This is a genomic window from Halobacteriovorax sp. RZ-2, from assembly GCF_043196685.1.
Lineage (GTDB): Bacteria > Bdellovibrionota > Bacteriovoracia > Bacteriovoracales > Bacteriovoracaceae > Halobacteriovorax_A.
The window spans coordinates 673,463-694,089 of sequence record NZ_JBEBMR010000002.1 but is presented as its reverse complement, the minus strand read 5'-3'; the positions used below and the strand labels follow the sequence as shown (position 1 = coordinate 694,089).

Annotated in this window: 24 protein-coding genes; 5 read left to right on the top strand and 19 right to left on the bottom strand. The window is 37.7% G+C overall.

The window, feature by feature from the left end:
• Positions 1-32 precede the first annotated feature (32 nt).
• Entirely contained in the window at positions 33-1,229 is a 1,197-nt protein-coding gene (locus ABMA78_RS09450; protein ID WP_392859392.1) for a hypothetical protein, read from the bottom strand.
• The gene (locus ABMA78_RS09445) at positions 1,210-2,400 is read right to left on the bottom strand and encodes a hypothetical protein (RefSeq protein WP_392859389.1); all 1,191 of its coding nucleotides are present in this window, start codon (positions 2,398-2,400) and stop codon (positions 1,210-1,212) included. Before ABMA78_RS09445 ends, ABMA78_RS09450 begins: the two co-directional genes overlap by 20 nt.
• Before the next feature lie 209 nt (positions 2,401-2,609).
• Between ABMA78_RS09445 and ABMA78_RS09440 the strand changes: the two genes are divergently transcribed.
• Positions 2,610-3,818: a PAS domain-containing protein gene (locus ABMA78_RS09440; protein ID WP_392859387.1), complete on the top strand. Its 1,209-nt coding sequence runs from the start codon at positions 2,610-2,612 to the stop codon at positions 3,816-3,818.
• On the opposite strand, the gene ABMA78_RS09435 is transcribed toward ABMA78_RS09440, so the two are convergent.
• The 3 genes from ABMA78_RS09435 to ABMA78_RS09425 are packed head-to-tail and all read right to left on the bottom strand — an operon-like array spanning position 3,815 to position 6,016.
• Entirely contained in the window at positions 3,815-4,681 is an 867-nt protein-coding gene (locus ABMA78_RS09435; protein ID WP_392859384.1) for an SDR family oxidoreductase, read from the bottom strand. The two genes, ABMA78_RS09440 and ABMA78_RS09435, sit on opposite strands and share 4 nt — an antisense overlap.
• A gap of 13 nt (positions 4,682-4,694) precedes the next feature.
• Positions 4,695-5,474: a 4,5-DOPA dioxygenase extradiol gene (ygiD, locus tag ABMA78_RS09430; protein WP_392859382.1), complete on the bottom strand. Its 780-nt coding sequence runs from the start codon at positions 5,472-5,474 to the stop codon at positions 4,695-4,697.
• Positions 5,475-5,488: 14 nt separating this feature from the next.
• Positions 5,489-6,016 (bottom strand): YceI family protein, encoded by a 528-nt coding sequence (locus ABMA78_RS09425; RefSeq protein ID WP_392859380.1) that lies wholly within the window; start codon positions 6,014-6,016, stop codon positions 5,489-5,491.
• Between the two features lie 105 nt (positions 6,017-6,121).
• Here ABMA78_RS09425 and ABMA78_RS09420 point away from each other — a divergent pair, with 105 nt between their 5' ends.
• Positions 6,122-6,997 (top strand): LysR family transcriptional regulator, encoded by an 876-nt coding sequence (locus ABMA78_RS09420; RefSeq protein WP_392859379.1) that lies wholly within the window; start codon positions 6,122-6,124, stop codon positions 6,995-6,997.
• On the opposite strand, the gene ABMA78_RS09415 is transcribed toward ABMA78_RS09420, so the two are convergent.
• Together ABMA78_RS09415 and ABMA78_RS09410 are read right to left on the bottom strand one after the other, a co-directional pair.
• The gene (locus ABMA78_RS09415; RefSeq protein ID WP_392859376.1) at positions 6,994-7,353 is read right to left on the bottom strand and encodes a hypothetical protein; all 360 of its coding nucleotides are present in this window, start codon (positions 7,351-7,353) and stop codon (positions 6,994-6,996) included. The genes ABMA78_RS09420 and ABMA78_RS09415 overlap by 4 nt on opposite strands.
• Positions 7,350-8,927 carry a Na/Pi cotransporter family protein gene (locus tag ABMA78_RS09410; RefSeq protein WP_392859374.1) on the bottom strand — a complete coding sequence of 526 codons (1,578 nt, stop codon included), beginning with the start codon at positions 8,925-8,927 and terminating at the stop codon, positions 7,350-7,352. The genes ABMA78_RS09415 and ABMA78_RS09410 overlap by 4 nt, the downstream gene beginning before the upstream one ends.
• A gap of 271 nt (positions 8,928-9,198) precedes the next feature.
• Between ABMA78_RS09410 and ABMA78_RS09405 the strand changes: the two genes are divergently transcribed.
• Positions 9,199-10,902, top strand: a complete 1,704-nt coding sequence (locus ABMA78_RS09405; protein WP_392859372.1) for a transglutaminase-like domain-containing protein — start codon at positions 9,199-9,201, stop codon at positions 10,900-10,902.
• A 19-nt stretch (positions 10,903-10,921) separates the two neighbouring features.
• On the opposite strand, the gene ABMA78_RS09400 is transcribed toward ABMA78_RS09405, so the two are convergent.
• The 11 genes from ABMA78_RS09400 to ABMA78_RS09350 all read right to left on the bottom strand — a co-directional run bounded on the left by ABMA78_RS09400 (position 10,922) and on the right by ABMA78_RS09350 (position 18,171).
• Positions 10,922-11,524, bottom strand: coding sequence for an HAD family hydrolase (locus ABMA78_RS09400; RefSeq protein ID WP_392859370.1), 603 nt, complete (start codon positions 11,522-11,524; stop codon positions 10,922-10,924).
• A gap of 53 nt (positions 11,525-11,577) precedes the next feature.
• Positions 11,578-12,303 (bottom strand): pirin family protein, encoded by a 726-nt coding sequence (locus tag ABMA78_RS09395; protein WP_392859369.1) that lies wholly within the window; start codon positions 12,301-12,303, stop codon positions 11,578-11,580.
• Positions 12,304-12,359: 56 nt separating this feature from the next.
• Entirely contained in the window at positions 12,360-12,665 is a 306-nt protein-coding gene (locus ABMA78_RS09390; protein WP_392859367.1) for a hypothetical protein, read from the bottom strand.
• 1 nt (position 12,666) lies between these two features.
• Positions 12,667-14,319, bottom strand: coding sequence for an AMP-binding protein (locus ABMA78_RS09385; RefSeq protein WP_392859364.1), 1,653 nt, complete (start codon positions 14,317-14,319; stop codon positions 12,667-12,669).
• Between the two features lie 17 nt (positions 14,320-14,336).
• Positions 14,337-14,858, bottom strand: coding sequence for a GNAT family N-acetyltransferase (locus ABMA78_RS09380; RefSeq protein ID WP_392859361.1), 522 nt, complete (start codon positions 14,856-14,858; stop codon positions 14,337-14,339).
• A complete protein-coding gene (locus tag ABMA78_RS09375; RefSeq protein ID WP_392859358.1) occupies positions 14,845-15,444 on the bottom strand; it encodes a TetR/AcrR family transcriptional regulator in 600 nt (199 codons plus the stop codon). Before ABMA78_RS09375 ends, ABMA78_RS09380 begins: the two co-directional genes overlap by 14 nt.
• Before the next feature lie 124 nt (positions 15,445-15,568).
• Positions 15,569-15,769 (bottom strand): hypothetical protein, encoded by a 201-nt coding sequence (locus ABMA78_RS09370; protein WP_392859356.1) that lies wholly within the window; start codon positions 15,767-15,769, stop codon positions 15,569-15,571.
• Positions 15,770-16,597, bottom strand: coding sequence for an endonuclease (locus ABMA78_RS09365; protein ID WP_392859354.1), 828 nt, complete (start codon positions 16,595-16,597; stop codon positions 15,770-15,772). It lies immediately after the preceding gene.
• 167 nt (positions 16,598-16,764) lie between these two features.
• Positions 16,765-16,962 (bottom strand): cold-shock protein, encoded by a 198-nt coding sequence (locus tag ABMA78_RS09360; RefSeq protein ID WP_103218258.1) that lies wholly within the window; start codon positions 16,960-16,962, stop codon positions 16,765-16,767.
• Positions 16,963-16,964: 2 nt separating this feature from the next.
• Positions 16,965-17,684 (bottom strand): hypothetical protein, encoded by a 720-nt coding sequence (locus ABMA78_RS09355; protein WP_392859350.1) that lies wholly within the window; start codon positions 17,682-17,684, stop codon positions 16,965-16,967.
• A 184-nt stretch (positions 17,685-17,868) separates the two neighbouring features.
• The gene (locus ABMA78_RS09350; RefSeq protein WP_103218260.1) at positions 17,869-18,171 is read right to left on the bottom strand and encodes a helix-turn-helix transcriptional regulator; all 303 of its coding nucleotides are present in this window, start codon (positions 18,169-18,171) and stop codon (positions 17,869-17,871) included.
• A gap of 85 nt (positions 18,172-18,256) precedes the next feature.
• Between ABMA78_RS09350 and ABMA78_RS09345 the strand changes: the two genes are divergently transcribed.
• Positions 18,257-19,321, top strand: coding sequence for an alkene reductase (locus ABMA78_RS09345; protein WP_392859347.1), 1,065 nt, complete (start codon positions 18,257-18,259; stop codon positions 19,319-19,321).
• Positions 19,318-20,304, top strand: a complete 987-nt coding sequence (locus ABMA78_RS09340; protein ID WP_392859344.1) for an LLM class flavin-dependent oxidoreductase — start codon at positions 19,318-19,320, stop codon at positions 20,302-20,304. The genes ABMA78_RS09345 and ABMA78_RS09340 overlap by 4 nt, the downstream gene beginning before the upstream one ends.
• On the opposite strand, the gene sugE is transcribed toward ABMA78_RS09340, so the two are convergent.
• Entirely contained in the window at positions 20,294-20,620 is a 327-nt protein-coding gene (sugE, locus tag ABMA78_RS09335) for a quaternary ammonium compound efflux SMR transporter SugE (protein ID WP_392859342.1), read from the bottom strand. The two genes, ABMA78_RS09340 and sugE, sit on opposite strands and share 11 nt — an antisense overlap.
• Positions 20,621-20,627 lie beyond the last annotated feature (7 nt).

Sequence of the window (20,627 nt, the reverse complement as noted above, 5' to 3'; positions counted from 1 at the left end):
TATTTTGTCAATTTAATAAAAGTTAACTTCCTTTACAAACCCATCTCATGATAGGCGTTTTGAAGATTTATGCGATCTCTCAAGGGTGACTTACAACTTCTACGACACTCCTTAAGAATTGACTTCAATAAATCTCCTCTAATATTTGAGCTACTAGTAATATTCTTGCGAACATCATAAATCAGCCCATGACTTGAGTCTTTATCAAGCTCGCGAACTTGCCACAAAACCCCAAGAACAAAATCAATATTGGCATAAGCATTAGTTTCAAAGCCAGCATTATAAACTTCATCGCGAAAGGCATCCTTTTCACGAACTCTTTTTGCATAGTCTTTTACATTATCAGCAATCGTTGCACTATCTGCGATAGAGGCAGCAAAGAAGTCGGCCATCCCTTCATTAACGGGAGAAGAGTGGCTAAGTCCTAGATGATCACTGAGAGCGACATGGGCAAACTCATGGTAGACAACTTCGGGAATAAAGCTTGTATCTAAAAAGAATTTCTTTCCCTGAAGTAGTCCGTAGAGCTTTTTCATAGCAAAGAATGATGCCTCGATAATGGCCGTTGAGCCCAGAATATTAAGCCCGCTGTCTTTTAGGGCATCTCCTGTAAGTAAGAATAGGTCACTAACAAATTTTTGAAAGCTTGCTAAACGTGACTGGTTTCTAAACTCACTAAAGATTGCGGCAGTTTGTTCAAAGTCATTCTTTAAACCTTCCTTAGGAAGATTAATCTCCTTGGCCGGACGAAACCAAATTTCATAATTCCAAGGCTTAATCCCAAATTTTTCTCTTCCCTCACCAGGTGGAATCGAAAGAGCGTTATTATACTCAGGAGATAAGTTGTCATGTGCAAAGTGCCCAATTGAATTAAATTGGTTTGTTATATTTAAACGTACCACAAGTTGAGGAAGCTCTTTTACGTACGAAGACTTAACAACGTTTAAGAAATAATTCTTTGCCTTTGTCAGGTGATAGAAAACACTTGCTGCTCTAAGCTTTTCAACTTCATCTTCTAAAGTCTCTAAATTTATCGCTTCATTTGATTTGCCATATACAATTTTAAAGCTCTGGTTTTCCAGTAATGATGCTTTTGTTAGATCAAGCTCTACTTCCTTCTTAACCAAGTCCATATCACCATCACGAGTGATAACCTGGGCCTTAAAGCTTGCCATGATTGACGATGCGAGAAGTGACAGTAGAAGGAGCTTAGAAAATTGAATGATCACGTTGTGGCTCCTGCTTTGTCTCTGTTAACATCTCGATACCAACTAATGATAAAACTTTTACAAAGTAAAATGTTGTTGGAATAGCTGCAACAAAGATTGTTCCATATCTTCTAATAAATCTTTTTCTCTTTTCTGCTTTTGTAAGCTCAGGGTTCCAAACATCATCGACTAATGCTAGTGTGCTCAAGTCCCCACCAGAGACCAAGCCTGTTTCAAATGCTGCGGCCAGAATATCTTCAAAACCAACATTAGTACCTTCAAATAAATTCATCATCTGAAGATCACCTAATTCTTTCCTTACCATTTTAGCGGCGAAACGATACTGCTCCATTGGATCCAGAATAATCTCCTCAACACTTTCATCATCAATCATAACGTTGATAATTACTTCATCCGCATTAAGACGATTAAGTAGCCTCTGAGTCATTCCACTTAGATAAATAATTTGAAATTGATTGTACTTTGCAAGCAAGGCCTCTCTACGTGACACCTTACTCTTATCACGTCGCCCTGAAATATAATTTGTCTTTTGAATATTAAGGCGCTCTGGAAATTGCCTTGTTAGAAAGTTTTGTTCTTTCAAGTACTCTGCTAATATCTGAGGTTCAAGATGATAGTCCTCTTGAACTAGTCTTTTGAGCATCCAATAGGTACGCTTATCAATTAAGTTTTTATGATAGGCCTTCTTTAGAAACTTCGTTGGTTTCTTTTCTCCTAGTTCTTTAAATAAATTCTTAGCAATAGCATTGAAGCAAAGACCTCTTTGCTGTGCCCTTTGAAAGTTTTCAAAAGTCTGCGCCTTGAAGTTTTTAACAATAGGATTAAAAGGAGAAAGATGTTTTTCTAATTTAGAGATTTCAAATGATCTTAAGGTTCTTAAAAGTAAGCGGTATTGGGTGTCATCGATTCGAGAATTACTTCGTAAGTAAACGAGAGCTTCTTTCAACTTACCTTGCGCAAATTGATTTAAATCTTCTAAAAGCTCATACTCACAAGTTCGTGATGAAAGCTCAACTTCATCTAGTAAGGCTTGCTCTTGAGAACTTAGTTCTGCCTGGGCCTTTGCGATATCTTTCTTATCAAAGTACGCACTTTCTCCCGCGAGATTTAACCCACATGCCTGAAAGCTCATATTCAATGACAGAATAAAGATAAGTAGATGATTTTTCATATGTCTATCTACCCTGAACAGGTAATAAAGAAAATAAGTGGTGAAATTTATACACTAATTATTTAGTTGTAAATTTATTTTGACGAGTTAAGATGGCAACAATGTTAAGAATTCAATAAAATCAACAATTTATGACATATATCATGTTTTGTTCATTTTTTTCATTCTAAACAGAAAATATTCATGATTTTTCAGAAAAGGGAGGATGCATGTCGAAGGATAGAGAGAGTAACTTCGATTTTGATGAACTATTCTTTTCCAGGACCGATAAGCGAGGAGTTATCGCGTCCGGAAATTCAGTATTTCAACGAGTCAGTCAGTACGAGTGGGAGGAGATGCTTGGCAAACCCCACAAGGTGGTTAGACATCCGGAAATGCCTCGCGGGGTATTTTCATTACTTTGGGACACTATTGCCCAAGACAAGATGATCGGCGCCTATGTCAACAATCAAGCTAAAGATGGAAGCAATTATTGGGTCTTTGCCCTCGTCTCACCTATAGACGATGGCTACCTGTCTGTAAGACTAAAGCCTAGTAGTCATTTCTTTGAGATCGTGAAGGAAAAGTATATTGAGCTAGCTCAATTAGAAAAGCGTAAGAAACTTACACCGGCACAATCACAAGAAACTCTTCTAGCAATGATTAATGAGTTAGGCTTTGAGTCCTACGAGCACTTCATGATTGAGGCCCTCATGCAAGAGCTTGAATCAAGACAAGTAGCACTTGGAGAAGAGCCAATTGAAGAGCTTAACTTATTAAGAAAGGCCCTAGAATCCGGCTCATTTCTACAAGAGAAGTCAGAAGGTATATTTGAGGAATACAAGAAGACCTCACTTGTGCCTATGAACCTAGAAGTTCAAGCTGCAAGGATTGGGGAAGAAGCAGCTTCAATGGCGACGATTTCTACTCAGTACGACAATCTTGCTAAAGAGATTCAAGACGAAATTAACAAGTTCATGGTCTCTGGAAAGCTTGTTCAAGAGAAAGTGAAGGATTGCCAATTCTTTGTTTGTAATTCAATTCTTCAAAGAGAGATTTACAACTTCTTTGAAAAAGAAACAAAGCCTTCACCAATTCAAAAGGCAAATGAGATGGGTATCTTGTCAATGTTACAAGAACAGCAGATTAAGAATGCCAAGACTAGCCTCATTGAAATTCAAACGGAGTTTAGTGAATTCAAAAGAGTGTGTAACGACGTGAAGAAGTTATCAATTGGCCTAGAGATGGTAAGTATCAGTGGAAAGATCGAAGCGGCAAGACTTAACAGAAATTCAGGAGAGCTTTCGGGGCTTCTCGATCAATTAACTAACTTTAAAGACTCACTCAAGCAATCGTTAAAAGAGATAAACGATATCGGTAACGATTTAGTTCATCAGGTATTTCGCATGAATGAGTCTTTAGCAAATCAAAATAACTAAGACTGATAGCTTTCTTTAAAATCTTTAATTGATTTTGAGATAGGTATCGTTGGGCGTCCGATGAGACTTGATAATTGCTTTTGATTATCAAATAGGCCTCCTACGGACGCTCCTTTTTCAGAGTCTGCCAATAATTGTGCAAATCCTTCGGGGAGACCTCCCTGCATTAAAGCATTTTTAAAATCAGCTTCGCTTAGATTTTGAAATTGTATTTCTTTCCCAAATTCTTTACCTACAGATTCTGCAAATTCAGATAAGGTAAATGCTTCATCCCCTGCTAATTCATAAATCTTTCCTTCATGACCTGTTCCGGTTAAGACCTTCGCAGCGGCAAGAGCATAGTCCACACGTGCTGCAGTTGAAAGCTTGCCATCACCAGCACAACCAATAACAGCTGAATGTTCAATAATACTAGGTAATCCCATCATGTAGTTTTCAGAATACCAACCGTTACGAAGTATCGTCGTTGATATATTAAGGTCATTTAGTAACTTCTCCGTTTCAACATGCTCTTTCGCAAGCCCAAGTGGAGATTTATCTGCATGAAGAATACTAGTGTAAATAAGATGTTTAACTGAAGATTCCTTTACAGCATCAATAACATTCTTATGTTGAGGAAGTCTTTTACCAACCTCACTTGCAGATATTAATAAAAGCTTATTAATTCCTCTTAGTGCTTCTTTCAATGAATCAGGTTTTTCATAATCACCATACCTTACTTGAACACCTTTTTTTGCAAACTGATCGAGTTTTTCAGTAGACCTTGCAATGGCCACTATTTCATTGGGATTAACACCCTCATCTAAGAGTTGTTGAATAACTAATTGGCCTAGCTGACCAGATGCACCTGTTAATGCAATCATATATTTCTCCTTATTATCTAAAACTAAAGCTTCTCATTGAAATGGAAGCGTTTTGAATTCCTTCAAAATCAAAATTCAGGATGTCACTTTCATCTGAGGCCCCTATCACATATAAAAGAGGAAGATAGTGTTCAACTGAAGGTACACTCATCTTTCCAATATCCATGCTTTGAAAATCATTAATCAAATAATTAAACTCTCTATTGATAAGCTTCTCTTTGATAAGTTCATCATACTCTATGGCCCAATCAACGACAGGAGCATCCTCACTCCAGCTTATTGTTTTTAAGTTATGAACAATATTTCCACTGCCTATAATGAGCACTCCTTGATCTCTCAAAACTTTTAGCTTCTTTCCTAGATCAAAGTGATACTGTGGGGGCTTCCTCATATCCAAACTCAACTGAACAACTGGTATATTTGCTTCGGGATACATGAACTTCAGTAACGACCATGTCCCGTGATCCAATCCCCAATTTTCATGATCAAGCTTCACACTCTCACCAATCATTTCAACAATCTCGTTAGCAAGATGAGGTGATCCCGGAGCGGGGTATTGAATTTCATATAACTCTTTTGGAAAGCCGTAAAAATCATGAATCGTTTTAGGTTTATCCATTGCTGTAATCCACGTTCCCTGTGTTTCCCAATGCGCAGATATCATTAGTATTGCTCTAGGCTTTGGCAGCTCTTTTCCTATTATTCTAAGTTGATCAGTAAATTCATTACTTGCAATTGCATTCATAGGAGAGCCATGTCCTAAGAATATCACTGGAATCTTTTCTCTAGTCATGACTGCTCCGCCTACTACTTAGTAACGACTTTAAAAGTTAGTGTTACTGTATCTGAAATCATATTATCACCAAGGTTCTTAAAGAAACTTCCTGAACCATAAACCATATCAAACTCAGTACGATCAAAGGCAAGAACCCCAGAATAAATCTTTCCCTTCTTTGTCACAGGGATTGCGACAGCATTAGTCTTGCCCTTAATAGTTAGTTGTCCATAAAGTTGTCCGTTATCAATCTTATTAATCTTTAGCTTTGCTGTTGGGTACTTTTCAACATCAAAGAAATCACTACTTTTAATATGTGAGAGAAATTTTGCCTTCCACTCACCTTTTAAAGTTGTATCATCAATAGAGCTCATATCAGCGACGAAACTCCCTCTTCCATTATCTAAAGTGGCACTTTTCATTTTAATTGGCCCAGAGTGAAAATCACCTGTGATTTTTGAACCTTTCCATACGAATGAACTTCTTGCTAAGTCAATATTATCGGCCATCGCTGTTAAAGATGTTAAAATTAGTCCTAGAATTATAAATTTAGCTTTCATTTCTTTTCTCCTGATTTGTTTTGCTATATTCGTATTATGGAGAAAAAATGAGTGTTGCAACAGATCACAATAATGCAATATAATGTTCCATATAAGGAACACTAAATGGATCTAAATTTACTTAAGATATTTGAAAAAGTTGCTGAGGCAGGAAGTCTAACTAAAGCTTCCCTAGCACTAGGTCACCCTAAATCCAAAATTAGTCGCGACCTCGTCAAGTTAGAAGATGAACTGGAACAGACTTTACTATCTCGCGGGCCAAGAGGAGTAACGTTAACAGAACAAGGCCTAGCACTACTACAGTTGATTAAATCTCCACTAGAGTCTCTTGATGCATCTCTTTTAAAAATAAAGAGCCAAAAAGATGAGATGAAAGGCTTAATTAAATTAACCGCACCAGAGGATCTTTCACAGTCACTCCTTACTAGTATTGTTTGTGACTTCATGGATAAATACCCTGGTATACGAGTTGAACTTTTCTCTACAAATATCCTTATGGACTTCAAAGAGCATAAGTTAGATCTTGCCCTGCGTATTGGAAAATTAAAGGATTCATCACTGATTCAAAAGAAAGTCTGTGATATTGAAGTTGGCCTAGTCGCTAGCTCACAATATTTGAAAAGCTCTCCAAGAATATCAAAATTAGCAGACCTTGAAAAACATCCGGTGGCAATCTTGACTGACCTTTATGGTAACCCTTTAAATAAGTCATGTTTTAAAGACCTCATTCCTCAATTTGCAAGCAACTCATTTCCCATTTTAAAGGATTACGTAAAAAACAATAAAGGACCGGCAATGATCCCGAGTTTTTACTGCAAAAAAGAACTCGTTGAAAATGAATTCATCAAGATATTACCAAGCTATAAGTATTTAGCTAGAACACTCTTCTTACTTTCTAAGCCTTCAAAACATATTCCAAAACATGTGAAGATATTTAAAGAATACCTCTATGATAATTTAAAATATATTTTAGATAACTAATCTTTGGAACGAAATGATGAAGGAATAATATCGACACCTAGTCTCTCACCTAGCTTAACAACAAAAGGAATCGTAAGTGGGGCAAAAGGAAGTACAAGTAAAACACCAACACCTAGCCCTTTAATGACCTCAACAAATTGCTTATTGGCCTCTTTCATTTCTTCTTTAGAGGCACGTCCTTGAGTGTAGCGCCTATATATGGCAAACATCTCTTTTGTTTCAGTTCCTTCCTTTTCAAGGCCATCTCGAAGAATAATTAGAGATTTCCTCAGCCTAAACATAAGTCCCTTTTTCTTAGAAGCAAAATAGACAAGAATATCAAGATATAGCTTTTCAATTTTTCTTAGCATATTCATGGTGCGATTCGGCCTTCTCTCAAATGATAATAATTCATCAACTTATCTTTAAGTCTTTGAGAATAAGTCAGAAGGTGCATAATTGCTCCTGCATCATTTCGTTCAGGCTTTGCCATCAGTGTGAATACTTTCTTTCCAAAGCCTTCAAGGTTTCTTTGAAAGTCTTGTGATACTTTTTTTAGATCCTTATCTTTTTGACTATCACTTGAAATATAGTCGAAAACCGAAAGCGTACTACTTGCAATCTCTCGCACAATCATCAGGACATCACTTTTGAGCTCTACATAGTTATTATCCATTGAAGCTTTAACACTTGTAATATCTTTAACTGAGTCGTGCATCTGAAAGATATATTCATACATGGCCATGATATTTACGATGCGATCAATTTCTTCTTCATTATTACACTTGGAAATGAACTTAGAAAAGAAGCCTAAAAGTTCGGCCTTAAGAAAGTCCATATATTCAATACGCTTCTTTGCCGCCTCATAAATACCTTTATAATTTGTTTCAATACTTAAGGTAATAAGGTTGTAGTTTTCTTGTACAAATTGAAAGGTCTTTTCGAGGTCATCCATTAAGTTTTCTTCAATCTCACTAAATTCTGATTCTTCTTTTAGGCCTAGAGCGATTCGTTCAAAATCCATTTTCCCTTCCCCAAGCATTCGATCGATTAGAGCAGTAAAAGGGTTTAAGAAAATAACAAAGATAAAACTCGTGGTGACGTTAAAGATGAGGTGAAAGTTTGCGAGCGCTATAGCCGGAATATCTGACATCAGAGGAAGGTGCTCCCTCCAAAAAATAACGATTGGAAGAAAGATTAACACTCCTCCTAAGTTAAAAAGAAAGTGAGCAAGGGCCGTCTTCTTTGCTGCAATATCCATACTAATAATAGAAATAAGGGCCGTAACGGTTGTTCCAAGATTTGAACCCATTAAAATCGGAATTGCATTATCAAGACTCATAAGCCCTTGTTGTGTGAAGATAATAGCTAAACCAGTTGTTACTGAACTTGATTGAACAATAGCGGTAATGACAGCACCAACGAGAACACCAAGAAGTGGATTATGGGCCTTTGTTAGAAACTCAATTAAGCGCACATCCGTTTGAAGTGGGGCGAGGGCCGATGAGATTAGGTTTAAGCTAAAGAAGACGAAACCAAAATAGAAAAGTGTCTTTCCAAAGATAGCGTAGCGAGATCTCGTAAAAGAAAGTAGAAAACCAACGATAATAAAGACAGGAGCAAAGGCCGTCAGCTTAAAGGCAACTAATTGTGCCGTAACCGTTGTCCCAACATTAGCACCAAAAATTATCCCAACACTATTTTTAAAGGACATAACACCGGCATTTACCAAGCTAATTGCGATGACAGATGTTGCAGAGCTCGACTGAATGAAGGCCGTGACAATAGCTCCAATTAAGAGCCCTACGACGGGGTACATTGTTGCACTTCCGAGAAATTTTCGAAATTTTTCACCAGTAATATTTTGAACTTCTTTAGAGAAGTTCTCAAGGCCAAAGACAAAGAGTATTACACTCGATGTTGCGGCCAGAATAATTTGAAAATCCTTCATTAATAAACCTATGTCTAATATCAAAATGAATTATTGAGATAAATATAGCAGTAAAACCAGTATCATAAAATTATCATATTCTTTATTTGAATAAATCGTTAGTAATTTCAACAAGTTAGAAAAATAGGCCTTAATCTTAATTAATGAATGAACTTTGTACGGCCGCATGGATTATCAACACCGCTCTTAGGCCAACTAAATGATTATTCAAGAAAAATACTGGCACTCCCCTTGCATTAATATACAGAAATATTGAACGGAGCGATTTCAAATGAAGAAAATCTTTTTTCTAAGTCTACTTTTAAGTTTTAATACTCAAGCTGAGTTTAGCATAAGCGCCAATGGCTCAAATGTTGATATTAAAAAGCGCAAGTATCATACGAGACCGCTTATTCAAACTGAAGAATTCAATACATCATCTTATTGGGCAGATACCGTCAGAAGAACAACTGTTGTAAAATCAATTGTTGGTTGTCTAAGTGAGAATTGTGCCTATTTCAATGAAATGGATATGTCGGATATCTTTAAAGAGTCCGTTGCCCAATTTGGTAAAGAAGAAGGTGAAATGTATTTTACTAACGTTGTCGCGGGCCTAATCATTGGCTCACCTGAAGTTAGAAGAGAGAATATCTATTCATCAGCAAAGCTTCTTTTAAGCTTTAATCAAAAGATGTACCTGGCCCATATTCTTGGGACAATAATGAATAATCACTATGATTTTGAACGTGATAAAGATGGCGTTGTAACAACAGAAGATATCTTTGAAGCAATCAGAAGTGGTACAAAGGCCGGTGTTTGTCGTGACATTGCCGTAACTCAGGCCAATGTCCTAAAGAAGTTAAATGTTGAAGACGTCTATGTTGTCGCTTACAACACAAGAAATGTAGGTCACGCTACAGTCGTTGTACAAGATCCAGGAAATAAAGATCGCATCATTAATTTCAACTACGGTGAAACCAGAATTAATGAGGGGCAAAGTGCGCAGAGCTTAGCACAAGATACAACCCTAGCTGACTTTGGAATTAATTATCGAATTTTTAATGCAGATGGAGAACCAGTTGACAGAGTTCCTAGTGAGGTTGGTTACTTACTAAATCAAGCAGTCGGTCTAGACATTGATATGGTCGCTCCTGGTGTCGAGTTTGATAATATCGATGTTATCTCGATGAATTATGAGAACGGGGCCATAAGAGCAAAGAGTTATTATGCAGAAACTGAAAATGGCCTAACAGCATCAGGTGTTGCCGCAACTCTAAAAAACCAAGGAAACAGAATTAAATTTGACGCTGGAATTGCGCTTCAAAGAGAACAAAAAAAATTAGAACATAGAGAGTTTGTTAAAGATAGCACTAGCTTTTACTTCGGTATGGATGCACGACTGAAGTCAGGAAAAGTCGACTTAGGTATTCTAAGAAATGTCTACGCGGACATAAAGTCACACGTAAGTATTACCGTTGGAAATGGAAAGATAAAAACTAAGAACTTCAAAACAGACGGAGAATTTAGCGACAGCCAAAATATGTTCTCTTCTTCCCTATATGCTGATTCAAGCTACATGGGAGTGAATTGGAAAGGTATCGTAACGGCCCACGCTTCTATTATGAAGGCCGATGTTAGAGAAGAAGGAAAATACACGATGGCCGTAATTGGAGGAACAATTAAAAATGAAATTAAAAGACAGATTATGGATGAGTATGGAGTTGGTATTCAAAATATCATCTATATTAGGCAAGAAGGTGCGACAGCTGACTATAGTATTACGCTCTACTCGGAAGATGGACGTCACTCATTTGAAGTTGGAATGAAGGCCCCACTATACGGAAGAACAGGGTTCTGGGTAAAAGGTAACCAAAAGTCTGCATATATAGCTGCACAAACAAAGATATTAAAAGACAGTTTAAAGTTAGGTATTAAATATATTAAAAAAGAAGATAAAGAAGCAACTTATAAATTTGAAGGTGAATATATCTTTTAATAAATAAAATAGTCACCTACTACAGGTGACTATTATTATCGATATAATCAATGATTTCATCTAAGTGGATATAGATATTTTTCTTGATCAACTTGGCCTTATTTAAAGTTCCTTCCTTAAAGTGAAATCCTGCAAGCCCTAATTGCTTTGCGGCCTCCACTTCCTTTAAGGACTCGGAAATATACAAACTAGGATAACGTCCCGTCTCATCTAGCGCCTTATTAAAAATATAAGGCGCAGGCTTTAGTTCATCATTACTCATAGGAATATAGATTTTTTCAAATACACTCCAGTCAAATTCTACTGAATCATTCCAATGTGCCCTTACATATTCCTTTAGCGTTGTAATCTTCTGTTCATAAGTCTCACCAAAAGATTCAGGAATATTTGAGATAATGGCCACATGAATCCCCATCCCTTTTAAAGCATGGATATACTCGAGAGAGCCTTCGTAGTAGTGATAATTCCCACTCTTTTTCGTGTTGATAATAGTATCCCCTAAATCAAAGAATACCCATCTTTGAAGACTCGTATCTTCATTTAGGTTTGATGCATAGTAACCAGCACCGGCAAAAGAGATTAAAGTAATAAGAATAAGTAGTACGATATTTTCTTTTTTCATACTTTATTTTAGCAAACAATTATATTAGTTTAACCTGATCAATGTCAGGGTTTTTAGTTATATTTTTCAACATCCATCGGTACTTCCATCACGAGAATCTCTGAGTCATTGAGTGACTTTAGTCCAATATTATTACCAGGATCAATCCCTAGCCCATCACGATTTGATAATGTTAATTCATTAACCCTTACCTCGCCATTTATAACAAAGAGATAGACACCATTTGATTTGATATACTTCTTATAAATTAAATTCTGCCCTTCTTCTAAGTTTGCTAATGAGAAAAAGGCATTTTGATTTATCGTCACAGAATTATCTCGGCCATCAGGGGAAACAATTAATTGAAACTCTCCTCTTCGCCCAGAGTCTTTGAAATATCTTTGAGAGTAAGAAGGCCTAATATTATGCTCTTTAGGTAGCACCCAAATTTGTAAGAAGTGTACCTCTTCTCGATCAGAATTATTATATTCACTATGAGAAATTCCCGAACCGGCAGACATCACTTGGATCTCGCCTTTCCTTATAATGAAATCATTTCCAATAGTATCCTGATGGTGAAGAGAGCCCTTTAGAGGAATAGATATGATCTCCATATTACGGTGGGGATGAGTATCAAAGCCTTCCCCTGGAGCAACGACATCGTCATTAATAACCCGAAGTGTGCCGAAGTGAATTCTTTCCGGGTCATAATAATTGGCAAAGCTGAAAGTATGATTACTCTTTAACCACCCATGTTCTGCATAACCACGCGAGTCCGCGCGGTGAAGTACATTTGTCATCTTTCCTCCTACATTTTTGATATTATAGCGGTCCTCAATATCTCAATGTAGGTAAATTAAATTAAAATTTTAGTCGGAGGATCAAGTAAGAAGTCTAAAAGCAACTCAAGCTCTTTAGCAAGATCAGGTTCAACTTTAGTCCACTTCTTCTGGCTAACTTGAATTCGATCATAAAGCTCTGTTGCCTTCTTTTTTATTTTAAAGGTTGAGCCCTCTGAAATAGACTCAACCATTCTCCACTTTAATTCATCAAGGATATAGTAATACGTTTGTGGGCCATCATCTTTTTCCAACTCTTGGTCGATGACGGTAACAAGATCCCACCAATCATTTTTACGATATCTTCTTGAACTTGAGTACATCTTAACGTAGCTCTCGGCGAAGTACCTTACCAACGTTATTCTTTGGAAGGTCATCGACAAATGCAATTTGCTTAGGAACTTTATATCCAGCTAAGTTCTTCTTTGCATAGGCCTTAATATCTTCTTCAGTTAAAGAGGCATTTGCTTTAACAACAAAGACCTTAACAACCTGTCCTGACTTTTCGCTATCAATTCCAATAGCAGCAACATCCTGAACCCCATCAAGCTCAAGAAGAACACCTTCGACCTCATTTGGATAAACATTAAATCCTGAAACAACAATCATATCTTTCTTACGATCTAAAATTCTTAGAAAACCTTTTTCATCAATCGTTGCGTAATCACCAGTTTTAAGCCAACCATCTTTTGTAAAAGTCTTACTCGTCTCTTCAGGTTGATTCCAATAGCCCTTCATAACCTGAGGACCTTTTACACAAAGCTCCCCTTCTTCATTAAAGCCTAATTCATTCTCATCCCCGTCAATGATTTTAATATCAGTAGAAGGAAGAGGAAGCCCAATTGAACCAATTTCATCAGTCCCATCTGTTGGGTTACAACTAACAACTGGAGACGCTTCAGTAAGGCCATAACCCTCAATAACTCTGGTCTTCGTTACCTTCTCCCACTCTTGTTTCACAGCAGGTTTAAGGGCCATCCCACCAGCAACACTAAAGCCAATAAAGCTTAAGTCATGCTTTCTAAATTCCTCATTTGCAAGTAGAGCTTGAAGAAGAGTGTTTACAACAATCATAACTTTAGGCTTATGAGTATAAACGTCCTTGATTAATGAATTAAGATCACGCGGATTTGTGACAAGTACATTTGTCATCCCCATCTTAAAGAATCCAAAGATATTAACTGATAAAGTGAAAACGTGATAAATCGGTAGTGGAGCTAGAATATTAGCGTGTTCCGTACCTAGGCCAGCATTGATCCAAACATCCATTTGTAACATATTAGCAATAATATTTCTGTGAGTTAGAATCGCGGCCTTCGTTTTTCCAGTCGTTCCACCAGTGTATTGGAAAAGAGCAGTATCTTCTCTTTCAATCGTTGGAAAAGTTGCACTCGCCCCCCTTCCTTTTGCAATAGCTTCATTAAGCGTTAAGTAAGTTCCTTTATAAGCAGGAATCATTTTCTTTACGTGCTTAATAACAAAATTTGTAAGCTTTCTCTTTACTAAAGGAAAGAAGTCACCGATTTCAGTTGTGATAATATGCTCAATCTTACTTCCTTCAATGGCCTCTTCTAAATTTGCCACAAAGTTCGAACAGATAACAATTGCTTTTGCCCCACTATCTTCAAGAACTTTTTTAACTTCTCTTGTTGTATAAAGTGGATTTGTATTAACAACAACTAGCCCCGCCTTGAATGCTCCAAAGAGAGCGACAGGATATTGAAGAAGGTTTGGCATCTGAATCATGATGACATCACCCTTCTTAAGCTTTAGATCTTTAATAAGATAGTTAGCAAATGCATCAGACTTCTCTCTTACCTCTTGATAAGTCATACTAGCATTCATATTGATAAATGCTTTTCTCGCCGAAAATTTTTCACAAGTCTCATCAATCATTTCAACAATATTATTATATTGATCAGGGTTGATTTCTGCTGCAGCATTCTTTGGGTAATTCTCTAACCATACTTTATTCATTTATATATCCTTTTTTCTTATAGCTTTAATCTTATATTCACAATTCCCATTGTTTCAGGCTCTATGAAAACTTCGCCGCGGCTCTTGAGAAGCCCTAATACTGCGTGATTGCCAGTACTGGCCGTGCCATATATCTCTTTAATCTTGCGCTCTTTGGCGGCCTCAATTAAATGATCAATTAAAATTCCACCAAATCCCATACGATGATATTTATCAATCACAGTAACGGCGAATTCGGCCTTTGGTGAATGATCAGAGTCGCGGTAGAATCTTGTGGAGCCTACCGGAAGCTCACCCTCTTCACTTTGCTTCATAACCGTTAAGGCCACATGGTTAACATAATCAGGACAAGTAAATAACTCTAAGTCCTTTTTTGAAAGACTTTTCTTTGCCGCTAGAAAGCGACTACTCAATGTACGATGAGAGGCCATCTTAAAAGCTTCGATCAATTTTTCTTGATCTTTTTCACTTACACTTCGGATGATGTATTTCTCACCACGATGCTCAAACTGTTTAAAGAAGTCTTTATTGTATTTCACAAGGGCTTCCAATGACACATGCTCGATTTAGCGTCTTTATAAATTGTTCCTTTAGAAGATCAAATTCTTTCTCATCTCTACCACGGCCAATCCACGAGTGAACAAGCTCTCTGGCCGCACCAAATAAAATGGCATCGAGTATATGGCGATCAACAATTCTAATATTTTCAAGCTCGGCCTGTTTTGTGAGGACTTCATAAATTCTTGTGGATAGAATTTCGTACTCACTAACTAAGAGTTCACGAATTTCTTGGAAGCCAGACATTGTCGCCTTCCAAAAGAAATCACTCTCCCTCACTTCATTCTTATGCCAACCAAAGTAGATGCATACCAAATCATTTAGAGTTTGTTCTATCGACTTTGCACTACTGGCAGCGACAAAGGCCCTATTTCTAATCTTAGATGAAAGCTTTATAAAGAGAGACTTATAAATATCTTCGATGCCACCAGGGAAATGATAATAAAAAGTTCCAGTTGAAAGCCCGGTGTGTTTCTTAAGCTTAGAAACCGAAATATCTAAAATGGCCTCTTCATTTAAAAGCTCTAAGACACCTTCAAAGATGGCCTCTTTTGAATCCTGTTTCACAATCACTCCATTTGTAGACAAGTTGTCTAGACGTGTACTCTAGAATATGCCACAGCAGAACATAAGACTCAAGCTAAATGATCTAACTAGCTGAAAAATGGTTATAGAATTTTAAACAAGGAAATTACTTTAGCAACTGACACTTTACTGCAAATTTAATTTTATCAAATCCTTCAGCGCCAAACCACTCAACGTATTGGCAATAGATCGATTTGTAGAGGTCTGTGTCTTGATATTCGAGGTAGAGTTCTTCTCCAACAGGAGTGGAGAAGAACGGAACGAGAAAAATAAATGTTAGAATAACTGTAATTAGAATTCTAAACATCTATTGAACCTCCCAAATGGCCATTGCCCACTCAGGGTGGTCAATGAAAGGGTTGCGGTTCTTTTGATATTCACATGCGATATCATTTCTTCTTCTTTCGTGCTCACTTACAGGATCTTGCTTGTGCCACTTTAGAAGTAGTTTAATAAACCAAGTGCTATATGTTTGCTCACGTGAACCATTAGTCATTGGGTTATTCTTAAATCTTGGAATCTCTGCTTCATAGCGAACTGCAAAGTAAAGCATTGCTCTTGCAATATCACCTTTGAATTCATCGATTGGTTCAAAAACGCGACCACGGTAACCACTTGTTGAGCTTCTCCCAACCTTTGATCCGTTCTTAGAAGTCCATGATGCGTCACCAACTTCTCCAAAAGGATAAGAGCCACGATGTCCGTTTACTTTTCCATCAGTAGGATAAACATGAAAGATATCTGTTTTCATTGGGCGTCTCTTATTAAAAAGACCTTGAGGGAATAAGTGCTCTCTATTGTAGCAGTCACCCTCTCCCTTATATTGGCCACATGTTCTGCGACCAGGTTGAAAACGATACGGATCCTTTCCATTTGGATTTTCTGAGTACATATCCATAATCGTGCGATCACCATCGTAAGTAGTATCGAGGTCAGTGCTACGATACGCCTTAAGAAGGTCATCATACGAGATACTACGATGTTCTCTTCTCAAAAGAGAAGAAAGCTCTGATTTAAACTCGTAGCCAGATGCATGCTTAGAAAGTCGTGAATAAAATTGTGTTTGATCACAAGTTGAAGCAAAGGCCGTGCTTGTGATGAAAATTAGAAAAGTTGTGATGTGTGTGATTTTCATGCAAAGAGAGTATCGACTAAAATACATGAACACAATGAAAAAATTTATTAAATCTTATAGGGTATATTAGGTATTCTTATAAACAGATAGTCTTTAGAAGAAGGTGTACCTTCTAAGAAGCTGAAATTCTTCACTTTCTTAAAAGGCACGGTGTATCAATCTTAAGATTAAGAAAGAACGCTTACTGAAACAGCACAAGGACCTTTTTGTCCTTCACCTACTTCAAATTCAACAGCGTCATTTTCACTTAGAGTGTTTCCGTTTACTGCTGAAATGTGTACGAAAAGATCTTTGCTTCCATCGTCAGGAACGATAAATCCAAAACCTTTCTCATCATTAAAAAACTTAACTTTACCTGTTTTCATACTTACTCCTTATGTTTAAGTTTCTTTAGGTCTACGTTAGAACTATATATTTTTAATTCGCCAGAGCTTAAAACGCCATTGGCCTTCCAAAATTGTTTATACTTTCTTTCCAACAAGAAATCTATTCGATCACCTCTAGTCACTAAAAAGAAACTATAGTCACCGATTCGACTTACTAATTCATCTAAAATCTTCGAAATATCCTCAATTTCACTAAAATCATAGATAAAGTATATTTGCGCCTTTGGTAGAATAAAATCATCATCCAAGACGTCTTCTAAAATAATTTCACAATTTATGAGATCTAATTTTTCAAAAAGACGATTTCCTTCGCTCTCTCTTTGTTTAAGAATCTCATAGCCGATAAATCGGGACTCTGGAAAAACAGAGTTCATCACAATACCAACTCGTCCATAGCCAGCACCAACATCCACTATCTTATCAACCTCAAAATCCTTTAAAAGATAAAGTGCATCAAAAATATCATTATAAGGTGTCTGCAAAACTTGCGGATGTAATCCAATCCAAGTTTGCGTGCCTTGAAAGTGCTGCTTTCCTTTAATGCCATCATTTTGCTTATAATAGGCTTTGTATTTCTGTAGAAGCTTTCCTTCTATTTTTGGAATACGAAAACCAAGCAGCCGATCTAAATCCTTTGCATGTTCCAGAGGATGATTATTGCTTCTCATAAATGTACGCGGATTTTTAATAAGATCTTTCAATGGTACTGAGTCTGCATTAAGCACTTCGTTCACTAAGGTATTCCCTGCAATTCTGTCGTTTCTAAATAATAAAAGATTAAAAATAGACAGAACCGAAATAAGGAAGTGAACTATAGGAAACCTAATTTGACACAAGATACTATGTCCAAAGCTCTAATACAAGCGAGATTCTTCTTACTGTATTTTATTCGCATGTTTTTTTAATTGTTTCGATCAAGCCTGGGTAATACTTTTTGATATTAGGATTGAGAAATAGGTACTTCTTCACTCCTTCCGTCCTCTGGCAAATGATATGGGCCTCAATCAGAATCTTAATATGATGTGAAAATGTGGCCTTATTCACACAATAATCGAAGCCGCCACAAGTTATCTCCTTGTGTCCATGCTCTTCCTCGTAAGCAATTAGCTGCTTAATCACACTCATGCGAATAGGATCGCCTAGTGATTTAAATATCTTATCCAATGGTATCTGTGTGCAGTCATTCATAGTTAGATAAAATTCTAACAAAGGACTTGATTTTTATCAAGGGCAGGCCTATTGTTTGATAAATATCAAACTAAAGGAGTCTCAATTGAGTACGAATTTATTCACACCTATAAAGCTTGGAAGAACTGAGCTCAAAAATAGAATTATTATGGCCCCCCTAACTCGAGCAAGAGCAGGAGAAGAACGAGTTCCAAATGATCTTATGGTTAAATACTATGAACAGCGTGCTGATGCAGGAATGATCCTCACAGAGGCAACCGCTATTACACCGTCGGCCGTTGGTTATGCCAATACTCCTGGTATTTGGTCGAAAGATCAAATCGAGGGCTGGCGAAGAATTACAGATGCAGTGCATGCCAAAGGCTCAAAGATCTACATGCAGCTATGGCACGTGGGAAGAATCTCACACTCTAGTTTTCTAAATGGGCAAAAGCCTGTTGCCCCAAGTGCGATCCAACCAGCGGGTCATGTTTCTCTTGTTCGTCCAATTACGAACTATGAAACTCCTCGAGCACTTGAGACACAAGAAGTAAAAGCAATAGTAAAAGACTATCGTCAAGCAGCAATCAACGCAATGGAGGCAGGCTTTGATGGTGTTGAAGTTCATGCGGCCAATGGATATCTCATTGACCAGTTCTTACAAGACTCGACTAATAAGAGAGACGATATATACGGAGGCAGTATTGAAAACCGCACAAGATTCTTGCTTGAAGTTACAGACGAACTCATTGAAGTATGGGGCGCTGATCGCGTCGGCGTTCATCTTGCTCCTCGCTGCGATAGCCACGACATGGGTGACTCTGATCCCCTGGCCCTTTTTGGCCATGTGGTAGAGGAATTAAATAAGAGAAAGATTGCATTTATCTTTACTCGCGATCCGCTAGATAATGACAGTCTTTTTCCAAAGCTTAAAGAAAAGTTTGACGGCGTCCTTATTGCCAATCAAAAATTCACCAAGGCCACAGCTGAAAAAGCATTAGAAGATAAGATAGCGGATGCCATTTCATTTGGTGTTCCCTTTATTGCAAATCCTGATCTTGTTGAAAGGTTTGCAAAAGATGCTCCCTTAAATGAGCCAGTCTTTGAAACATTCTACGGCCCTGATCACGTTGGTTATACAGACTACCCAACACTAAAGGATTTACCATGACTCCAAAATTATCCCTACTCGACTTAGTCTTTGTTAATGAAGGACAGGAGCTTAAAGAAGCATTTGATCATTCAATACGTAGCGCACAAGCAGCAGAGGAATATGGATATCATCGCATATGGGTGGCCGAACATCACAATATGCCGGCCATTGCAAGTGCTGCAACATCAGTTGTGATTGGACATCTTGCCAGTCAAACAAAGTCTATTCGAATTGGTGCGGGAGGAATTATGCTTCCCAACCACTCACCTCTTGTTATCGCTGAGCAATTCGGAACATTAGAGGCACTCTATCCTGGACGTATCGACCTAGGACTTGGCCGAGCCCCAGGTACTGATCAAATGACTATTCAGGCCCTAAGAACAACGGCCCAGAGTTCAAATAACTTCCCAAAAGATATTGTCGAACTTCAGCGCTACCTTTCTAAAGAAAGTGGTAGTGATCCAATAGTGGCAACACCTGGCCTTGGCTCACAAGTTCCACTCTGGATTCTCGGTTCAAGTACGTTTGGGGCACAACTAGCTGCTCACCTTGGACTACCATATGCCTTTGCTTCTCACTTTGCACCTGATGCCATTCAAGAAGCGCTATCACTTTATCATGCAGGCTTTGAGCCATCTGCTCAACAAGAAAAGCCTTACGTCATGTTAGGTGTAAATGTCATTATTGCAGATACTGATGGAGAAGCTCAATTTCTTTCAACGAGTCAGAAACAGTCCTTTGCCAATCTTCGCCGTGGATTAAAGAAGAAATTCCAAGCTCCTATTGACGATATGGATACCTATTGGGATATGCATGAGAAGATGACGGCACAACATATGCTTCACTTCTCTTTTGTTGGCTCAAAGGAGACAGTCAAGAAAGGTCTCGATCAATTCATTGAGCGCTACAGACCTGACGAGTTGATGGTTGTGACTTCAATCTTTGATAATGAGAAAAAGATAAAATCCTTAAAATTATTGTCTGAAATATTTAAGCAGTAAGTTTAAGTCCTATAATTGAAATAAGAAGTAGCGCTAGAAAAACGGTGCGTGCAAGAGTGATTGGTTCATTAAATAGAACAATTCCTAAAATTGCAGCACCTAGCGCTCCTATCCCAACCCATACACCATAAGCTGTGCCAATAGGCAGGGACTGACTGGCCTTAGCAAGCAAGAACATACTTGCAGCAAGAGTGACAAGCGTAAAAATACTTGGAACTAGTTTTGTGAACCCTTCAGTGTACTTAAGGCCGATGGCCCAACATACTTCGAGTAGTCCCGCTATAAGAAGAATAATCCAAGCAGCTGTTGTCGACATAAAATCT